The 16,195-nt window shown below is 69.8% G+C and carries 16 protein-coding genes; 5 read left to right on the top strand and 11 right to left on the bottom strand.

The genetic code is table 11. From position 1 onward, the window contains the following. Positions 1 to 170: 170 nt before the first annotated feature. Together E2F49_RS02400 and ispG are read right to left on the bottom strand one after the other, a co-directional pair. The gene (locus E2F49_RS02400; protein WP_133392454.1) at positions 171 to 866 is read right to left on the bottom strand and encodes a phosphatase PAP2 family protein; all 696 of its coding nucleotides are present in this window, start codon (positions 864 to 866) and stop codon (positions 171 to 173) included. After that, the gene (ispG, locus tag E2F49_RS02395) at positions 856 to 2,130 is read right to left on the bottom strand and encodes a flavodoxin-dependent (E)-4-hydroxy-3-methylbut-2-enyl-diphosphate synthase (RefSeq protein ID WP_133393420.1); all 1,275 of its coding nucleotides are present in this window, start codon (positions 2,128 to 2,130) and stop codon (positions 856 to 858) included. Before ispG ends, E2F49_RS02400 begins: the two co-directional genes overlap by 11 nt. A gap of 153 nt (positions 2,131 to 2,283) precedes the next feature. Here ispG and E2F49_RS02390 point away from each other — a divergent pair, with 153 nt between their 5' ends. Continuing rightward, a complete protein-coding gene (locus tag E2F49_RS02390) occupies positions 2,284 to 3,516 on the top strand; it encodes an ATP-binding protein (protein WP_133392453.1) in 1,233 nt (410 codons plus the stop codon). Beyond that, positions 3,513 to 4,088, top strand: coding sequence for a response regulator transcription factor (locus tag E2F49_RS02385; protein ID WP_133392452.1), 576 nt, complete (start codon positions 3,513 to 3,515; stop codon positions 4,086 to 4,088). The genes E2F49_RS02390 and E2F49_RS02385 overlap by 4 nt, the downstream gene beginning before the upstream one ends. Positions 4,089 to 4,323: 235 nt before the next feature. On the opposite strand, the gene E2F49_RS02380 is transcribed toward E2F49_RS02385, so the two are convergent. Further along, a complete protein-coding gene (locus E2F49_RS02380) occupies positions 4,324 to 4,860 on the bottom strand; it encodes a copper chaperone PCu(A)C (RefSeq protein WP_243713384.1) in 537 nt (178 codons plus the stop codon). Positions 4,861 to 5,134: 274 nt separating this feature from the next. Between E2F49_RS02380 and xseA the strand changes: the two genes are divergently transcribed. The 3 genes from xseA (at position 5,135) to E2F49_RS02365 (ending at position 9,761) form a co-directional block, all read left to right on the top strand. Beyond that, a complete protein-coding gene (gene xseA, locus E2F49_RS02375; protein ID WP_133392451.1) occupies positions 5,135 to 6,478 on the top strand; it encodes an exodeoxyribonuclease VII large subunit in 1,344 nt (447 codons plus the stop codon). Positions 6,479 to 6,619: 141 nt separating this feature from the next. Next, a complete protein-coding gene (locus E2F49_RS02370; RefSeq protein ID WP_133392450.1) occupies positions 6,620 to 8,269 on the top strand; it encodes an acetolactate synthase large subunit in 1,650 nt (549 codons plus the stop codon). Positions 8,270 to 8,294: 25 nt separating this feature from the next. After that, the gene (locus E2F49_RS02365; RefSeq protein WP_133392449.1) at positions 8,295 to 9,761 is read left to right on the top strand and encodes an aldehyde dehydrogenase family protein; all 1,467 of its coding nucleotides are present in this window, start codon (positions 8,295 to 8,297) and stop codon (positions 9,759 to 9,761) included. A 21-nt stretch (positions 9,762 to 9,782) separates the two neighbouring features. Here E2F49_RS02365 and E2F49_RS02360 read toward each other — a convergent pair whose 3' ends face one another. From E2F49_RS02360 to hisH, 8 genes are all read right to left on the bottom strand, one after another. Then, positions 9,783 to 11,636, bottom strand: coding sequence for a GGDEF domain-containing protein (locus E2F49_RS02360; protein ID WP_133392448.1), 1,854 nt, complete (start codon positions 11,634 to 11,636; stop codon positions 9,783 to 9,785). Continuing rightward, positions 11,620 to 11,859, bottom strand: coding sequence for a hypothetical protein (locus E2F49_RS02355; protein ID WP_055247595.1), 240 nt, complete (start codon positions 11,857 to 11,859; stop codon positions 11,620 to 11,622). The genes E2F49_RS02360 and E2F49_RS02355 overlap by 17 nt, the downstream gene beginning before the upstream one ends. Before the next feature lie 40 nt (positions 11,860 to 11,899). Then, complete coding sequence (locus E2F49_RS02350; RefSeq protein WP_133392447.1) at positions 11,900 to 12,679, bottom strand: SAM-dependent methyltransferase; 780 nt, start codon at positions 12,677 to 12,679, stop codon at positions 11,900 to 11,902. A 30-nt stretch (positions 12,680 to 12,709) separates the two neighbouring features. Next, positions 12,710 to 13,261: a GNAT family N-acetyltransferase gene (locus E2F49_RS02345; RefSeq protein ID WP_133392446.1), complete on the bottom strand. Its 552-nt coding sequence runs from the start codon at positions 13,259 to 13,261 to the stop codon at positions 12,710 to 12,712. A 76-nt stretch (positions 13,262 to 13,337) separates the two neighbouring features. Then, the gene (gene hisIE, locus E2F49_RS02340) at positions 13,338 to 13,967 is read right to left on the bottom strand and encodes a bifunctional phosphoribosyl-AMP cyclohydrolase/phosphoribosyl-ATP diphosphatase HisIE (protein ID WP_133392445.1); all 630 of its coding nucleotides are present in this window, start codon (positions 13,965 to 13,967) and stop codon (positions 13,338 to 13,340) included. After that, positions 13,964 to 14,737 (bottom strand): imidazole glycerol phosphate synthase subunit HisF, encoded by a 774-nt coding sequence (gene hisF / locus E2F49_RS02335; protein ID WP_133392444.1) that lies wholly within the window; start codon positions 14,735 to 14,737, stop codon positions 13,964 to 13,966. Before hisF ends, hisIE begins: the two co-directional genes overlap by 4 nt. Then, positions 14,731 to 15,465, bottom strand: a complete 735-nt coding sequence (hisA, locus tag E2F49_RS02330) for a 1-(5-phosphoribosyl)-5-[(5-phosphoribosylamino)methylideneamino]imidazole-4-carboxamide isomerase (RefSeq protein ID WP_133392443.1) — start codon at positions 15,463 to 15,465, stop codon at positions 14,731 to 14,733. Before hisA ends, hisF begins: the two co-directional genes overlap by 7 nt. A gap of 3 nt (positions 15,466 to 15,468) precedes the next feature. After that, a complete protein-coding gene (gene hisH / locus E2F49_RS02325; RefSeq protein ID WP_133392442.1) occupies positions 15,469 to 16,068 on the bottom strand; it encodes an imidazole glycerol phosphate synthase subunit HisH in 600 nt (199 codons plus the stop codon). Between the last annotated feature and the right edge of the window lie 127 nt (positions 16,069 to 16,195).

Below are 16,195 nucleotides of genomic sequence, written 5' to 3'. Positions count from 1 at the left end.
CGGGGGAGGGTTGGGTGGGGGCGAACGGCCCGATCGTGGTTTCGCGGGTTTCGAGCGCGTCCGACGATGAGATTGCGCTCGATGCATTGCAATCCACGCGCATGGATTGCCCCCATCCCAGCCTTCCCCCGCACGCGGGGGAAGGAGCGGACTACCGCAACCGGCAGGTCCTATCGGCGATCGCTACGCCCAAACCGCGGCCGGTGATACATCACCAGATACACCCCGACCACCCACACTGAAGCCGCCGCCCAGCCGGCCAGAATGTCCGACGGGTAATGCACGCCCAGATACACCCGCGACAGGCCGACCATCTGCACGAACACCGCCATCGCGGCGATCACCCACCAGCGCGCGCGCGTCGGCCAGGCCAGCAGGACCAGCACTGCCGCCAGCGTCATCGAGCCCATCGCATGACCGCTGGGAAAGCTGTAGGTGGCCTCCGGCGCGATCGATTCCCACAGGCTGGGCCGGTCGCGCGCGAACAGGCGCTTGGTGGCGAGATTCAACAGCGCCGACCCACCCGTGGCGACCGCGACGAAGAGGCCGTCGCGCCAGCGCTTGAACGCCAGCAGCACCAGCACCAGGCCGATGTCGACCGGCACCACGCCCTTGGCGTAGCCGATTTCGGAGAAGAACAGGAACACGCGCGTATAGCCGTCGCGGGCGATGTCCTGCGCGAACAGCAGGATCGGCTCGTCGAACGGAATCACCTCGGCCTCATGGACCTCGTCGGCGAGTTCCATGAAGCCCCACATCGGCAACAGCACGCCGACGAACAGCAACAGGAATTTCAGGCCGTGACGCCGCAGCAGACCGCCGGTCTCGCGCGATCCCTCGGCGACGGCGTCGCCGTCAGCCGGCATCGACGCGGCGGCCGTAGGTGCGATGCACGTAATCGTCGACCAGCGCCACGAACTCGTGGGCGATGTTCTCCCCGCGCAGCGTCACCGCCTTCTCGCCGTCGATGAAGACCGGCGCCGACGGCGCCTCGCCCGTGCCGGGCAGCGAAATGCCGATGTTGGCGTGGCGCGATTCGCCGGGCCCGTTGACCACGCAGCCCATGACCGCGAGCGTCATGGTCTCGGCGCCCGGATGGGTGATCTTCCATTCGGGCATCTTCTCGCGCACGTGGTCCTGCACCACGCCGGCCAGTTCCTGGAAGAACTCCGACGTCGTGCGGCCGCAGCCCGGGCAGGCCGTGACCATCGGCGTGAACGCACGCAGGCCCATGGTCTGCAGCAGTTCCTGCGCGACCACGACTTCCTTGGTCCGCGACGCGCCGGGCTCGGGCGTGAGCGAGATGCGGATGGTGTCGCCGATGCCTTCCTGCATCAGGATCGCCAGCGCGGCGCTGGACGCGACCATGCCCTTGGAGCCGATGCCGGCTTCGGTGAGGCCCAGGTGCAGCGCAAAATCGCTGCGCGCGGCGAGGTCCCGATACACGGCGACGAGTTCCTGCACGCCGCTGACCTTGGCACTGAGCACGATGCGATCGCGGCCGAGGCCGAACTCGACGGCACGCTCGGCCGAATCGAGCGCGGAGCGGATCAGCGCCTCGCGCAGCACGCGACCCGCGTCCCAGGGCACGGCGCGCTGCGCGTTCTCGTCCATCAGCGCGGCGGCCAGCGACTGGTCCAGCGACCCCCAGTTCGCCCCGATGCGCACCGGCTTGCCGTAGCGCATCGCGAATTCGATCAGCTGGCCGAACTGCAGATCCTTCTTCTTGCCGAAACCGACGTTGCCCGGATTGATCCGGTACTTCGCCAGCGCCTCGGCGCAGGCCGGCTCGCCGGCCAGCAGCTGGTGCCCGTTGTAGTGGAAGTCGCCGATGATCGGCACTTCGATGCCCTGCATCGCCAGACGCTCGACGATGCGCGGCACCGCGGCGGCGGATTCGGGATTGTTGACCGTGATGCGCACCAGTTCGGAACCGGCGCGCCACAGCTCGCCGATCTGCCTGGCCGTCGAGGCGACATCGGCGGTGTCGGTATTGGTCATCGACTGCACGACGACCGGCGCGGCGCCGCCGACGGCAACGCCGCCGACATGGACCTGGCGCGTGCCGCGGCGCGCGGCGGCGCCGAATTCCGGCAGGGCGACGGGTTCGGACAGGCAGGCGGTCGGCATCGGGATGGGCTGGGCGGACATGGACGCATTTTAGCGGCTCGGCCCGGCGAATTCGGTGACGCGTTCCGAACCGGCCGCGCGGCTGCGACCGAACGCCGCAGGCGGGCCGGACCGACGTGCGCGCGCGACCGCGTGGTCTAGGATGAACGGGCCATGCAGCATCTGTCCGCCACCGCCCTGCTCCGCACCCTCTACAGCCTGCGCTGGTTCGCGGTGGGCGGACAGTCGGCGACCATCGCCTGGGCGGTGCTCGGGCTGGACATGCCGCTGCCCACGCTGCCGCTGTGGTCGTCGGTGCTCCTGCTGGCCGGCTTCAATCTGTGCGTCTACGTGCGCCTGCTGCATGCGCGCGATGCGACGCCGGCCGAGGCCTTCGTGCACGTCCTCGTCGACACCGCCGTGCTGGCGTGGCTGGTCGCGTGGACCGGCGGCATCGCCAATCCGTTCGCCTCGCTGTTCCTGCTGCCGATCGCGCTCACCGCGATGGCCCTGCCGCGCGGCTGGGCGGTCGCGACCGCGGTTGCCAGCGCGCTGGGCTATCTGCTGGCGGTGAGCTTCGGCCAGCCGCTGCCGCACCTGCACGACCGTTTCGACCTGCATCTGGCCGGCATGGCGGTGAACTTCTTCCTGTCGGTCGCGCTGGTGTCGTGGTTCCTGATCCGCCTGGCGGCCGCGCGCGACCGCCGCGAGCGCGAGCTCGCGAGCCTGCGCGAACGCTTCGTGCGCAACGAGGGCATTCTCGCGCTGGCCACGCATGCCGCCTCGGTCGCGCACGAGCTCAACACGCCGCTGGGCACGATGACCCTGCTGCTCGACGACCTCGACACCTCACGCCTCGGTGCCGATGGCGCCGAGGACGTCGCCAGCCTGCGCCGGCTCGTGGACACCTGCCGCGACCGCGTCCGCTCGCTGGCCGATCCCGCCGATCCCAGCGCGAGCACGCGCGTGGAGATCGCCCGCGTGCTGGAACACTGGCAATTGGTGCGCCCGGCGATCGTGCTCGAACGCAGCGGCAACGTCGGCGTCGGCCTGCGCGTGGACCGCACCATCGGCCATCTGCTGCTGGCCCTGCTCAACAACGCCGCCGATGCCAGCGACGGCAACGGCAGCCAGCGCGTGGACCTGCGGCTGCAGCTCGACGACGGCGTGCTCGACGGCACGATCCGCGACTACGGCACCGGCTTCGACGCGCAGGCGCCCTTCCTGCCGGTCCTGTTCCGCAGCGGCAAGCCCGACGGCCTCGGCGTGGGCCTGGCGCTGTCCCACGCCGCGATCGAACAGCTCGGCGGCGAACTGCAGATGGACGAGGCCGAGGGCGGCGGTGCCCAGGTGCGCTTCCGCGTACCGCTCACCACGGACGGCCATCCGACGGAGACGATGCGATGAAAGGCCTGCTGGTCGACGACGACACCCTGTACCTGGACGCGCTGCGGCGCGCGTTGACCCGCCGCGGGATCGACTGCGAGATCGCCGCCGATCCGGCGACCGCGCTCGAGATCGCCAGGCGCACCGCGCCGGATTTCGCGCTGGTCGATCTCAAGCTCGGCGATGCCTCCGGCCTGTCGCTGATCGAACCGCTGCGCGCGATCCGCGCCGACATGCGCATCCTGCTGGTGACCGGCTACGCGAGCATCGCGACGGCGGTCGAGGCGATCAAGCGCGGCGCCGACGACTACCTGCCCAAGCCGGTGTCGGCCGACACGTTGCAGCGCATCCTGCTCGATACCGACACCGCACCGGGTGCGCCGCTGCCCGACCGCGACGAGGACGACACGCTCGAAAGCCCGACGATGATTCCGCTGCACCGGCTGGAGTGGGAACACATCCAGCAGGCGCTGGCCGAAACCGGCGGCAACATCTCCGCAACCGCGCGCCTGCTCGGCATGCACCGCCGCTCGCTGCAGCGCAAGCTGGCCAAGCGGCCAGGACCGGAGCGCAGGCCGCCGCTGGACGGCTGAACGTCCAGAGACGTGTGTCTGCGGGAGCGCGCTTGCGCGCGATGCCCGCGACCGGTCCGGCGTCAGACGCGCGGGAATGGCGCGCGAGCGCGCTTCCACGAAACACACGGCGCCTCACGTGCGCCTCGCGACTGCGCGCCGGGCATCCTGCAAACCCGCCTGCCGACGTCGCAAGCGACCGCCTGTCGATGATGCGTGCGCTGCGCGCGACCCATCCTGCGGATGCTTCGCGCGATCAGTGGCCCGCGTGCTCGTCCGCCGCCGGTGCCTCACCGGTCAGCGGCCGCACCTCGAAGGTCACGGTCTGTTCGGGTGCATGGGCGAAGCGCAGCGTCGCCTCGATCGACTGGCCGGCGCGCACCGGCTCGACCGGATCGATGAACATCAGATGGTTGCCGCCCGGCTTGAGCGCGACTTCTGTGCCTGCCGGCAGTTCGACGCCATCGGGCAGCTCACGCATGCGCATCATGCCGCCCTCGTGCGACATCTCGTGGATCTCGACGCTCGCCGCCGCCGGCGTCTCGACCGCGAGCAGACGATCGGCCGCGCCGCTGCGCAGCGTCAGATAGCCGCCGGCAACCGCGGCATTGGGCGGGGTTTCGCGGATCCATGCGTCGCTGACCACGATGCCGGCATCGGCCCCGGTCGCTGCCGGCGTGGCGCTTGCCTGGGACGCGGCATCCGGCGCTGCGGGCTGGCAAGCGGCGAGCGCGAGCATCAGGCCGGCGGCGACAGGACCGATGGCGCGGGAAATCGGGCGGCGTACGGACATCACGTTGCTCCTCGAATCGATGGGTGGGCGCCAGCGTCGCGCCCGTCGGCAGGCATTATCGCAGCGCGCGGCATCCGGTCGGCGCGCACCGCGGTCAATCGCCATGCTGGCCGCGATTTCGGAACGATGCCAATGCGACCGGGTGTCGCAGGACGGGTCGTGCACATTGCCGAAGCGTCCGAACCTCGCTTGAGTACACGCTGGCGGCCTCGTAAAAACCGACGATCTCCGCCCAGCGACCGCGCGATTCCAGCCGCCGGGTATCCTGTCGCCCATGCAGGCACCCGCCACACCCGACGTGCTCACCCCCACCCAGCTCAACACGCTCGCGCGCGGGCTGCTGGAGGACACGTTCCCGAACGTCGTCGTCGAAGGCGAACTGGGCAATCTGTCGCGACCGGCGTCGGGGCATCTGTACTTCACGCTCAAGGATGCGCGCGCGCAGGTGCGATGCGCGCTGTTCCGCTCGCGCGGCCAGGGCCTGCGCTTCGTGCCGCGCGAAGGGCTGCTGGTCCGCGCACGGGGCCGGGTGACGCTGTACGAGGCGCGTGGCGACTACCAGCTGATCCTCGATTCGCTCGAGGAAGCCGGCGAAGGCGCGCTGCGCCGCGCGTTCGATGCGTTGAAGGCGCGTCTGCAGGCCGAGGGCCTGTTCGACGCGGACCGCAAACGCGCATTGCCCGGATACCCGCGGCGCATCGGTGTGATCACCTCGCCGACCGGTGCGGCCGTGCGCGACGTGCTGAGCGTGCTGGCGCGACGCCTGCCGCTGGTCGAGGTCGACGTGTTGCCGGTGCCCGTGCAGGGCGCGGAGGCGCCACCGAAGATCGTGTCGATGCTCGAACGCGCCGGCGCCAGCGGCCGTTACGACGTGATCCTGCTCGCCCGCGGTGGCGGCTCGCTCGAAGACCTGTGGGCGTTCAACGACGAGGCGCTGGGGCGCGCGGTCGCCGCGTCACCGGTGCCGGTGGTGTCGGCGATCGGCCACGAGACCGACTTCAGCCTGACCGACTTCGCCGCCGATCTGCGCGCGCCCACGCCGTCGGTCGCGGCCGAGCTGCTGGTGCCCGACCGCGCCGAACTCCTCGCCCGCGTGCACCGTCTGCAGCGGCATGTCGACGACACGCAACTGCGCGCGATGCAGCAGCGCTTCCAGCGTCTGGATCGCGCCGCGCTGCGTCTGCAGGCACAGCGCCCGCAGGCGCGGCTCGACGCGTTGCGCCGGCGCCAGGACGAGGCCTTGCGACGTCTGACCGCGACGATGTACCAGCGGCTGCAGCAGGATGCCGCGCGCCTGCGCCACGCGGACGCGGTATTGGGAAGCGCCACGCCGCGGCGTCGCCTGCAGCAGCTCCGCGAACGCCTTGCCGCGCTCGCGCCAAGGCCGCGCGCCGCGGTTGCTCGACACCTCGAACGCGATCGCCTGCGGCTGCGCGGGCTGGCCCGCTCGCTGGAAGCGGTCAGCCCGCTGGCGACGATCGCCCGCGGCTACAGCATTCTGCGGCGCGAGGACGGCAGCGTGGTCCGCAGCGTCTTCGATGCCACGCCCGGCGAGTCGCTGGACGCGCGCGTCATCGACGGCAGCCTGCGCGTACGCGTGGAATCCGAACCGGACTGACGTCGCGCGCCTGCCGCATCGCCCACCGCTGCACTTGCGGCTGGAAGGACGCAACGTTCCGGCGACGCACCCAAGGTCTCGCCCGCCTGTCACGCCGCCGCTGGCATGCTGGCCGTCCAGTCACGACGGAGTGTCCGCACGATGACCAAGGCGTCCGATCTGTTCGTCCAGGCGCTCGAAGCCGAGGGCGTGACCCACGTGTTCGGCATTCCCGGCGAAGAAAACCTCGACCTGCTCGAATCGTTGCGGGCCTCGCCCATCGAACTGGTGCTCACCCGCCACGAGCAGGCCGCCGGTTTCATGGCCGCAACGTACGGACGGCTGACCGGCCAGGCCGGCGTGTGCCTGTCGACGCTCGGACCCGGTGCGACCAATCTGGTCACGGCTGCGGCCTACGCACAGCTGGGCGCGATGCCGATGCTGATGATCACCGGCCAGAAGCCCATCCGCACCAGCAAGCAGGGCCATTTCCAGATCGTCGACGTGGTCGACATGATGCGGCCGCTGACCAAGTCGACCCATCAACTGGTCTCGGCCGACAGTATTCCCGCCCGCGTGCGGGATGCGTTCCAGCGCGCGGAGGAAGAGCGGCCCGGCGCGACCCATCTGGAACTGCCGCAGGACATCGCCGGCGACGATACCGACGCGCGCCTGTTGCCCGCGCCGTACACACGCCGCCCGCTCGCCGAACACAAGGCGATCGCCGAGGCTGCCGAGGCCATCCGCAAGGCGAAGCATCCACTGCTGATGATCGGCGCCGGCGCCAACCGCAAGACCACGGCCAAGATGCTGCGCGCCTTCGTCGACCGGCTTGGGATTCCGTTCTTCAGCACGCAGATGGGCAAGGGCGTGCTCGACGAGACCCATCCGCTGTGGCTGGGCACGGCCGCACTGTCGGACCACGACTTCGTGCACCGCGCGATCGATGCGGCCGACTGCATCGTCAACATCGGTCACGACGTGATTGAGAAGCCACCGTTCTTCATGCATCGCGGCCGGCGCACGGTGATCCACGTCAACTATGCGAGCGCCGTCGTCGACCAGGTCTATTTCCCGCAGATCGAGGTCGTCGGCGATATCGCCAATGCGGTCTGGCAGCTCGCCGAAGCGCTCGATACGCCGCAACCGCAGTGGGATTTCGCGTTCTTCAACCGGGTCCGGACCGCGTTGTGCGAAAACATCGCCACGCTGGCGGCGGACGATCGGTTTCCCGTGCACGGCCCACATCTGGTGAAGACGCTGCGAGATGCGCTTGAACCGCAGGACATCGTCTGCCTCGACAACGGGCTCTACAAGCTGTGGTTCGCGCGCAACGACCGCTGCCGCGCGCCCAACACGCTGCTGCTCGACAACGCACTGGCGACGATGGGCGCCGGCCTGCCGTCGGCGATCGCGGCGACGCTCGTGCACCCGGACCGCAAGGTCGTCGCGATCTGTGGCGACGGCGGCTTCATGATGAATTCCCAGGAACTGGAGACCGCGGTGCGACTCGATCTCGACCTGGTGATCATCGTGCTGCGCGACGATGCCTTCGGCATGATCAAGTGGAAGCAGCAGCACGAGGACTACCCGGTCTACGGCATGGAATACGGCAATCCGGATTTCGTGCGCTACGCACAGAGCTACGGCGCGCGCGGCCATCGCGCCGACAGCGCCGCGGATTTCGCCGGACTGCTGCGCACCGCGCTCGCGACGTCCGGCGTGGATCTGATCGAACTCGCCGTCGATTACTCGGACGACGATGCCCTGCTCAATACCGACATTCCCGCGCGCAGCGCCGCGATCGACTGAGCGCGCGCCTTTCAAGGAGACTCCCATGGCCAAGAAGAAGTCACCCACCGGCAAGAGCGGCCTCGCCCGCAGCTATCCCTACTACCTCGCCAACGCCGCGGTCGCGGCGAATACCGATCTGGAAGTCCGCGACAAGTACAGCGGCAAGGTCGCCACGCGCGTGGCGATGGGCGATGCGGCGGCGATCCGCAAGGCGATCGTCGCCGCGCACAAGGCCCGCGGCGCGATGGCGGACTTCCCGCCCGACAAGCGCCGCGACGTGCTCGAACACTGCGTGCGCCGCTTCGAGGAACGTTTCGAGGAACTGGCGCTCGCGCTGTGCATCGAAGCCGGCAAGCCGATCAAGGACGCGCGCGGCGAAGTCACGCGCCTGATCGACACCTTCCGCATCGCCGCCGGCGAGGCCACGCGCACCGAAGGCGAGTACGTCGAACTGCAGATTTCCGAACGCACGCGCGGGTATCGCGGCCTGGTCAAGCGCGTGCCGATCGGCGCGTGCAGCTTCATCACGCCGTTCAATTTCCCGCTCAACCTGGTCGCGCACAAGGTCGCCCCGGCCATCGCCGCGGGCTGCCCCTTCGTGCTCAAGCCGGCGGCGAAGACGCCGGTCGGCGCGCTGATCATCGGCGAGATCCTCGCCGAGACCGATCTGCCCAGGGGCGCGTTCTCAGTGATTCCGTGCAGCAACGAGGATGCTGCCGCGCTGACCGAGGACGAGCGCATCGCGCTGTTGAGCTTCACCGGCGGCCTCGTCGGCTGGGATCTCAAGGCCCGCGCCGGCAAGAAGAAGGTCGTGCTGGAACTGGGGGGCAATGCCGCCTGCATCGTCGACGAGGACCCTGGCATGCCGCTGGACAAGGTGGTCGAGCGTCTGGTGTTCGGCGCCTACTACCAGTCCGGCCAGAGTTGCATCGGCGTGCAGCGCATCTACGCGCACCGTGCCGTGCACGACCAGCTGCGGCGCAAGCTGAAGAAGGCGATCGCCGGCCTGCGCAGCGGTGACCCGCGCGACGAGAAGACCTTCGTCGGCCCGGTCATCGACCGCGATGCCGCCGACCGCATCGAGTCGTGGATCGCTGCGGCGCGCAAGGGCGGCGCGAAGGTGATTGCCGGCGGCGCCCGCGAGGGCAACATCATTCCCGCCACGTTGCTGGAGAAGGTACCCAGGGATGCCGACCTGCAACGCAAGGAGGTCTTCGGCCCGGTCGCCATTCTCGAGCCGGTGGACAGTTTCGATGCCGCGATCGCGCGCGTGAACGACAGTGATTTCGGCCTGCAGGCCGGCGTGTTCACCGGCAACCTCTCGCATGCGATGCAGGCCTGGGACCGGATCGAGGCCGGCGGCATCGTCGTCGGCGACGTGCCGAGCTTCCGGGTCGACAACATGCCCTACGGCGGCATCAAGGATTCGGGCTGCGGCCGCGAGGGCGTGAAGTACGCGATCCGCGACATGACCGAGGAACGCCTTCTGGTGATCCGCGACCCGGCCTGAAGCCGGCGCGGCGCCGCGCGGTCAGACCACGATGCGCAGCGCGGGCGCGGCCGTCTCGCCGACGCTGTCACGCAGTCGTCCGACCGCGCCGGCCACCAGGATGTCCGGCGCGTCGGCGGTATACACCCGCACCTGTCGACGCCCGCCGTGCTTGGCGGCATACATCGCCTGGTCGGCGTGGCTGAGCAGCGTGGCGAAGGTGTACATGCCCGTCCCCGCTTCGGCCACGCCGAAGCTCGCCGCCAACCGGAACGCATAGCCGGCGGCCGTGGTGTCGATCGCCGCGAACCGGGCCTGCGCATCGCTCGCCAGACGCACCGCCGCCGCGGCATCGAGCCCCGGCAGGACCAGACCGAATTCCTCGCCGCCCAGCCGCCCGAACGCATCGACGCCGCGGCACAACGGCTGCACGGCCGCGGCGACCTCGCGCAACGCCCAGTCGCCGGCCGCGTGGCCGTAGCGGTCGTTGACCTGCTTGAAGTGATCGAGGTCGAACATCACCAGTGCCGCAGGCACGCCGTCGCGCTCGCACTGCAGCAGCACGGCACGCGCGCGCTCGGAAAAATGCTGGCGATTGAAGATGCCAGTCAGCGCGTCGGTCTCGGTCATGCGCTTGAGCCGCAGCTGCATGCGCTTGGTCTTGTAGGCCCAGTAACCCATCGACGCGACTAGCACGACCAGCACCAGCGCCAGCAACAGCCAGTTGCGTGCACGTTGTTCGGTCACGCTCTGTTGCAGCTGAAGCAGCTGGTTCTTCTGGTGCAGCAACTCGATCTGCTGCGCCTGCTGCATCGACTGGTGGCGGACGACCTGATAGGCCATCTCGCGGGACTTGATGTCGTTGAAATGCGTGCGCTCGGCCTGGGCGAAACGGATGTAGGCCGGCAACGCCGCTTCCTCGCCGCCGCTGCGAAGCGCCAGCTGGTAGGCCACGTAGTGCGCCTTGACGATCGCCTCGGTCGACATCGCGTCCTGGCTGATCGCCAGCGCGCTGTCCACATGTCGCTGCGCGGACTGCAGATCCCGGGTCGCCAGGGTCAGTTCGGCGAGCAACGCGTGGTACTGGGCGATCAGGAACGGATAGCCCGTCGCCTCGATCGCCGCGAGGCTGCCATCCAGCAGCGCGATCGCGTCCGCCGCGCGCCCGCTGTCCGCCATGTGTCGCGCGAAATGCCACCGCACGAACCCTGCGATGATCGGCTCGCCCTCGCACTGCGCGAGTCCCTGTTCGGCGGTCGCGTCGTCGAACGGCATCTTCAGCCCGTTGCGCGCTTCCAAGGTCACGCTGGCGATCGCGCATCGCGTGCGTGCGACCGGCTGGTCTGCGGCGACGGTCTCCGCGTAACGCTTGGCCAGCGCGTACTCGCCGACCTGGTTGTAGACGATCGCCGCCACCATCAGGCCGCGGTGGCGCAGATCCCGGTCTTCGATCTGCGGCGCCAGCGGCAGGGCCGTGTCCAGAGCCCGCAGCGCATCCTCGAAGTTGCGCAGGATCGCCTGCGTATTGGCGAGCATCGAGGCCGCCTGGAAACGGGTCGGCGCATCGTTGGATTCGGTGAGGATCTGCCGCAGTTCGGCGACCGCGGTCTCCGAAGCGCCGGACGTCATCGCGCGATGCACCCGCAGCATCCTGACCCGGACGAGCTGCGACGGCGTTGCCGAGGGGACGAGTTTCTCGATCTCCCCGATCAGCCGATCGACCTGCTTAGGATCGGACGTCCTCAGCGCATCGGCTTCGGTGAGCAGCGCGTCCAGGGACGGGCTCGAGGCACCTGCGGCAACACTGCAGACCGCCAGCACCACCATCGCCAGCGTGGCCAGGCGCCGCCGCAGCGTGCCCGGCGTCGACCCGATGGGCTCAGGCCTGGTCGGCATCCTGCTCATGGGCATCCTGCTGATTATCGGCGTCGTCCTGGTCGCGTCGATCTTCCTGCGGCTCGGTTTCACCGTCATCCGGCGTCATGATCACGCAGGCCATTGGCGAAACGGCCGACCGCGCGAACGCCTGCGCCAGGCCAAGAAGTGCCGCGCCGTCGTCGGCCGCCCGGAACTCCGTCTCCATTCCCGCGGCTTCGAGCCGCGCGATCACATCCAGCATGTCGTGTCCCCAGCGATGCCGATCGACGATTCCCGGCCATTCAACCGTCGGGAAACAGCCGCGCCCACATGTCCGCGTCCCTCTCCAGCGTGCGCGCAGGCGGCACGACGAGTGTCGTCTGCTGGTGCAGGGTCGCGTCCACGAGTCCGTCCAGCGGCACCCGCTCCACCCGGGGCCGCGCAACGGGAAGCGTAGCAGCTTCGTAGAGGGTCACAAGATGGTCCCGCGGATAATCCCGGGCCAGCCGGTCGACCAGCAGCGCCCGTTCGGCGGGGGTATTGACGAGCCTGGCCGTCTGGCGGACACCGGCCAGTCCGACCTGCCAGAGCACCAGCCAGGCACTGGCATCGATGATCCGCCGGTAGAACATGAACTGGCTGGCCTCGTAATGCTGGCAGCCCACCGTCCCGGGATCGAGTCCGAGGTCGGCATACAGGCAGTCCTCGGCCGAGATGCCGGGCTCCATGACCGCCTGGAAACCCTCCGCGCGCGCCTGGGCGATCGCGTCGTGCGGCACCCGCGCGAACACGCCCGGATGTCCGTAGAACGCGCCGCAGACATCGCGCCCGGCGCGTACTTCGGTCAGCATCGCCTCGACCATCCCGGCGTAGGTCCGATGCCGGGAGCGGCCCTCCCGGTAGAACGGCTGCAGGCTGCGGACGTCTGTGTTCATGCGCCCGACCCAGGCCTCGACCAGCGGATCGGACACCGCCACGAATACGACATCCGCCGTCTCGATGTGCCGCCGCGCGCGCGGCCCCAGATGGGCACCGAGCATCATGCCCACCCCGACGCAGGCGAGCCGTCCCCTGCTCTCCATCGCGAACTCCCACCGGTGCGAGCGCGGAATCTAATCGGCCGCAGCGTGGCCCACAAGCCTGCACCAGGCGTTGCGGTGGAGGCGCCAGCGTTGCCATCCGTCCGCCGGGGCCTGCGCCTCGAAACCCAGGCGCCGCATCAGGCCGGCCGCTGCCGCATGGCCGGCGCGATGCCGGGTCCAGAGCGCGTCGAGGGCGCCCGTGCCGAGCACGGCGTCACGCAGGTGGCCGAGTACCGCGGTCGCCACGCCGCGCGCCTGCAGCGCCGGCGGCAGCAGCAAACCGGTTTCGGCAGTGCGGCCGTTCGTATCGGGTACGAGGGACAACAGGCCGCGGACATCGGCGCCGGCGTCGAGACACCAGTAGCGGGCAACGGGCGGATCGGCCCGCATCTGCCTGCGCGCGGCTGCGAAGGCGCGCATCGTGGCAGGACGATCGAGCACGTCGCCGATCTGCTGCATCGTGGCCGGGTTGCCGTAGAGCGCGGGAAACACCGCCGAATCGCCGTCCCCAAGCAGCGTGGCGCGAATACCCGCGACCTCGAAGTCCTCTGGCCAGCGGACCGCCTCCGTCTGGCCCGTCATGACAGGGTCGCGCTCGAGCTGCGCCCGAACGGGCGGGCTTCTGCAAACCGCCGCATCCGCTCGACGGCGAGCCGCCTCAGCCGCCCCGCGCCGCCAGCACGCGCTCGGCGTCGGCCAGCGACAGGCCGCGCGCGCGCAGCAGGACGATCAGGTGGTACAGCAGATCGGCGCTTTCGCCGAGCAGCTCGCCGTCGGTCTGCACGAGCGCGGCGAGCGCGGTTTCCACGCCCTCCTCGCCCACCTTCTGCGCGATGCGGCGGATGCCGCCATCGAACAGGCGCGTGGTGTAGCTGCCGTCCGGCCGCTCGCGTTCGCGCGACGCGATCAGCGCGTCGAGCTGCGCCAGCGTGCCGGCGGGCGCCTCGGGGAAACAGCTGGGCCGCTGCAGGTGGCAGGTCGGGCCGCGCGGTGTCGCCAGCACCAGCAGGGTGTCGGCATCGCAGTCGGTCTGCATCGACACCAGTTCGAGTACGTGGCCGGACGCTTCGCCCTTGGTCCACAGGCGCTGCTTGCTGCGGCTGAAGAACGTGACCTCGCCGCGCCGCAGGGTCTCGTCGAACGCGGCTCGGTCCATGTAGCCGAGCATCAGCACGCGCAGCGTCGCGGCGTCCTGCACGATCGCCGGCAACAGGCCGTCGCCCTTGGCGAAATCGAGCGCGTCGCCGTCGGGGGCGCTGGCGGGGGTGTCGTCCTGCGATGTGGTCATGGCTGCCTGATGGGAATGGACTGCGCGATGAGTTCCCGCTTGAGGGCGGGAATGTCGATGCGGCCGCTGTGGAACACGCTGGCCGCGAGCGCGCCGTCGACATCGGCCTCGAGGAAGGCGGCGGCGAAGTGTACGGACGCACCGGCCCCGCCGGATGCAATCAGCGGCACCGGGCAGACCGCCCGCGCCGCCTGCAGCTGGGCGATGTCGTAGCCCTGGCGCACGCCGTCGTTGTCCATGCAGTTGAGGACGATCTCGCCGGCGCCCAGGCGGACCGCCTCGGTGATCCAGTCCAAGGTACGGATCGGCAACTCGCGGGTGCGGTCGGGGTCGCCGGTGTGGCTGCGCACGCGCCATTGGCCGTCGACTTCACGGATCGAATCGATGCCCACGACCACGCATTGCACGCCGAAGGCCTCGGCCAGCTCGGCGATCAGCTGCGGCCGCTCCAGCGCCGGCGTGTTGACCGAGATCTTGTCGGCGCCGGCGTGCAGGACCGCACGCGCGGTGTCGACATCGCGGATGCCGCCGGCCACACAGAATGGAATGTCGATCAGCCGCGACACCCGCTCGACCCAGCCACGGTCGACCGAGCGCCCCTGCGGACTGGCCGAGATGTCGTAGAACACCAGTTCGTCGGCGCCGGCGTCTCGGTAGCGCAATGCCAGATCGACGATGTCGCCCATGTCGACGTGGTCGCGGAAACGCACGCCCTTGACCACGCGCCCGTCGCGCACATCGAGACAGGGAATGATGCGCCGGCTCAGCATGCCAGCGACTCCGCGACGCTTAGCCGGCCTTCGAGCAGTGCGCGTCCGAGCACGATGCCCGCGCAGCCCTGACGCCTGGCGGCGCGCAAGTCGGCCGCGTCGCGTACGCCACCGGAAGCCTGCACCTGCAGGCCCGGCACGAGCGCCTGCAGGTGCGCGTACAGGTCGAGATTGGGACCCGACAGCATCCCGTCGCGGGCGATGTCGGTGCTCAGCAGGTGCTGCAGGCCGCCTTGCGCGTAGCGCGCCGCCAGCACGTCGAGCGTGTCGTCGGCGGTTTCGGTCCAGCCATGCACCGGCAGACGCCAGGCGCCGGCGCGGTCCTGGCGCGTGTCGAGTGCAACGGTGACGCGCTCGGCGCCGAAGCGTTGGACCCAGCCCAGGACGCGGTCGGGCTCGCGCACGGCCAGCGAGCCGACGACGACGCGCTCGGCACCGGCGTCGAGGATGCGGCGCACGTCGTCTTCGGTCCGCACGCCGCCCCCGGTCTGCACGCGCAGGCCGGTGTCGGCGCGGATGCGACCCAGCAGCGGGGCCAGCGTGTAGCCGCCCTCGCGCGCGGCATCCAGATCGACCAGATGCAACCACTCGGCGCCAGCCTCGGCATAGGCCGCGATCTGCGCCAGCGGGTCGTCGCCATAACGGGTTTCCTGCGCGTAGTCGCCCTGCGCGAGCCGCACGACTCGGCCATGGCGGATGTCGATCGCGGGATAGACGGTGAACGCCATGACTCAGGCCTCGAATTCGGGAGACAGAAAATTGCGCAGCACGCGCGCGCCGACGCCTGCGGAGCGTTCGGGATGGAACTGGGTGCCGGCGATGTGCCCGCGGCGCACTGCGGCGGCGAAGGGCTGGCCGTGATCGCCGGCAAGCACGCAGTCGTCCGTCACGGGCGCCGCGAAGCTGTGGACGAAATAGGCCTGCGCGCCGTCGACGTCCGCGACCAGCGGATCGGGGCGCAGCGCACGCAGCGTGCTCCAGCCCATGTGCGGCACGCGCAGGCCGGGGCCTCCGCGCAGGCGCGCGACGCGACCGGGCAACAGGCCGAGACCGGCCACGTCGCCCTCTTCCGAGAATTCGAACAGCAGCTGCATGCCGACGCAGATGCCGAGCAGCGGGCGCTCCAGCGTGCGCAGCACGTCGATCAAATCGAGCTGGCGCAGACGCGCCATCACCTGCGCGGCGGTTCCGACGCCGGGCAGGATCACGCGGTCTGCGGCGCGGATGCTCGCAGCGTCGGTGACCAGGGCGGCATTGATGTCGAGGCGCTCGAAGGCGTAACGCACGGAACCGGTGTTGGCGCCGCCGGCGTCGATGATTACGACGCGCATGAAAGATCTCCAGGAGCCGTGAGCTCGTCATCCCAGCGAACGCTGGGATCCATTTTTGCGGTATGGCCGAAGATCAGAATGGGCCCCGGCATTCGCTGGGGCGACGATCGATGGGCAAAGACGCTCT

The sequence above is a fragment of the Luteimonas terrae genome, assembly GCF_004358165.1.
Taxonomy (GTDB): Bacteria; Pseudomonadota; Gammaproteobacteria; order Xanthomonadales; family Xanthomonadaceae; genus Luteimonas; species Luteimonas terrae.
Note: the sequence above shows the minus strand (reverse complement) of the source record. Positions and strands in the feature narration are given on the sequence as shown.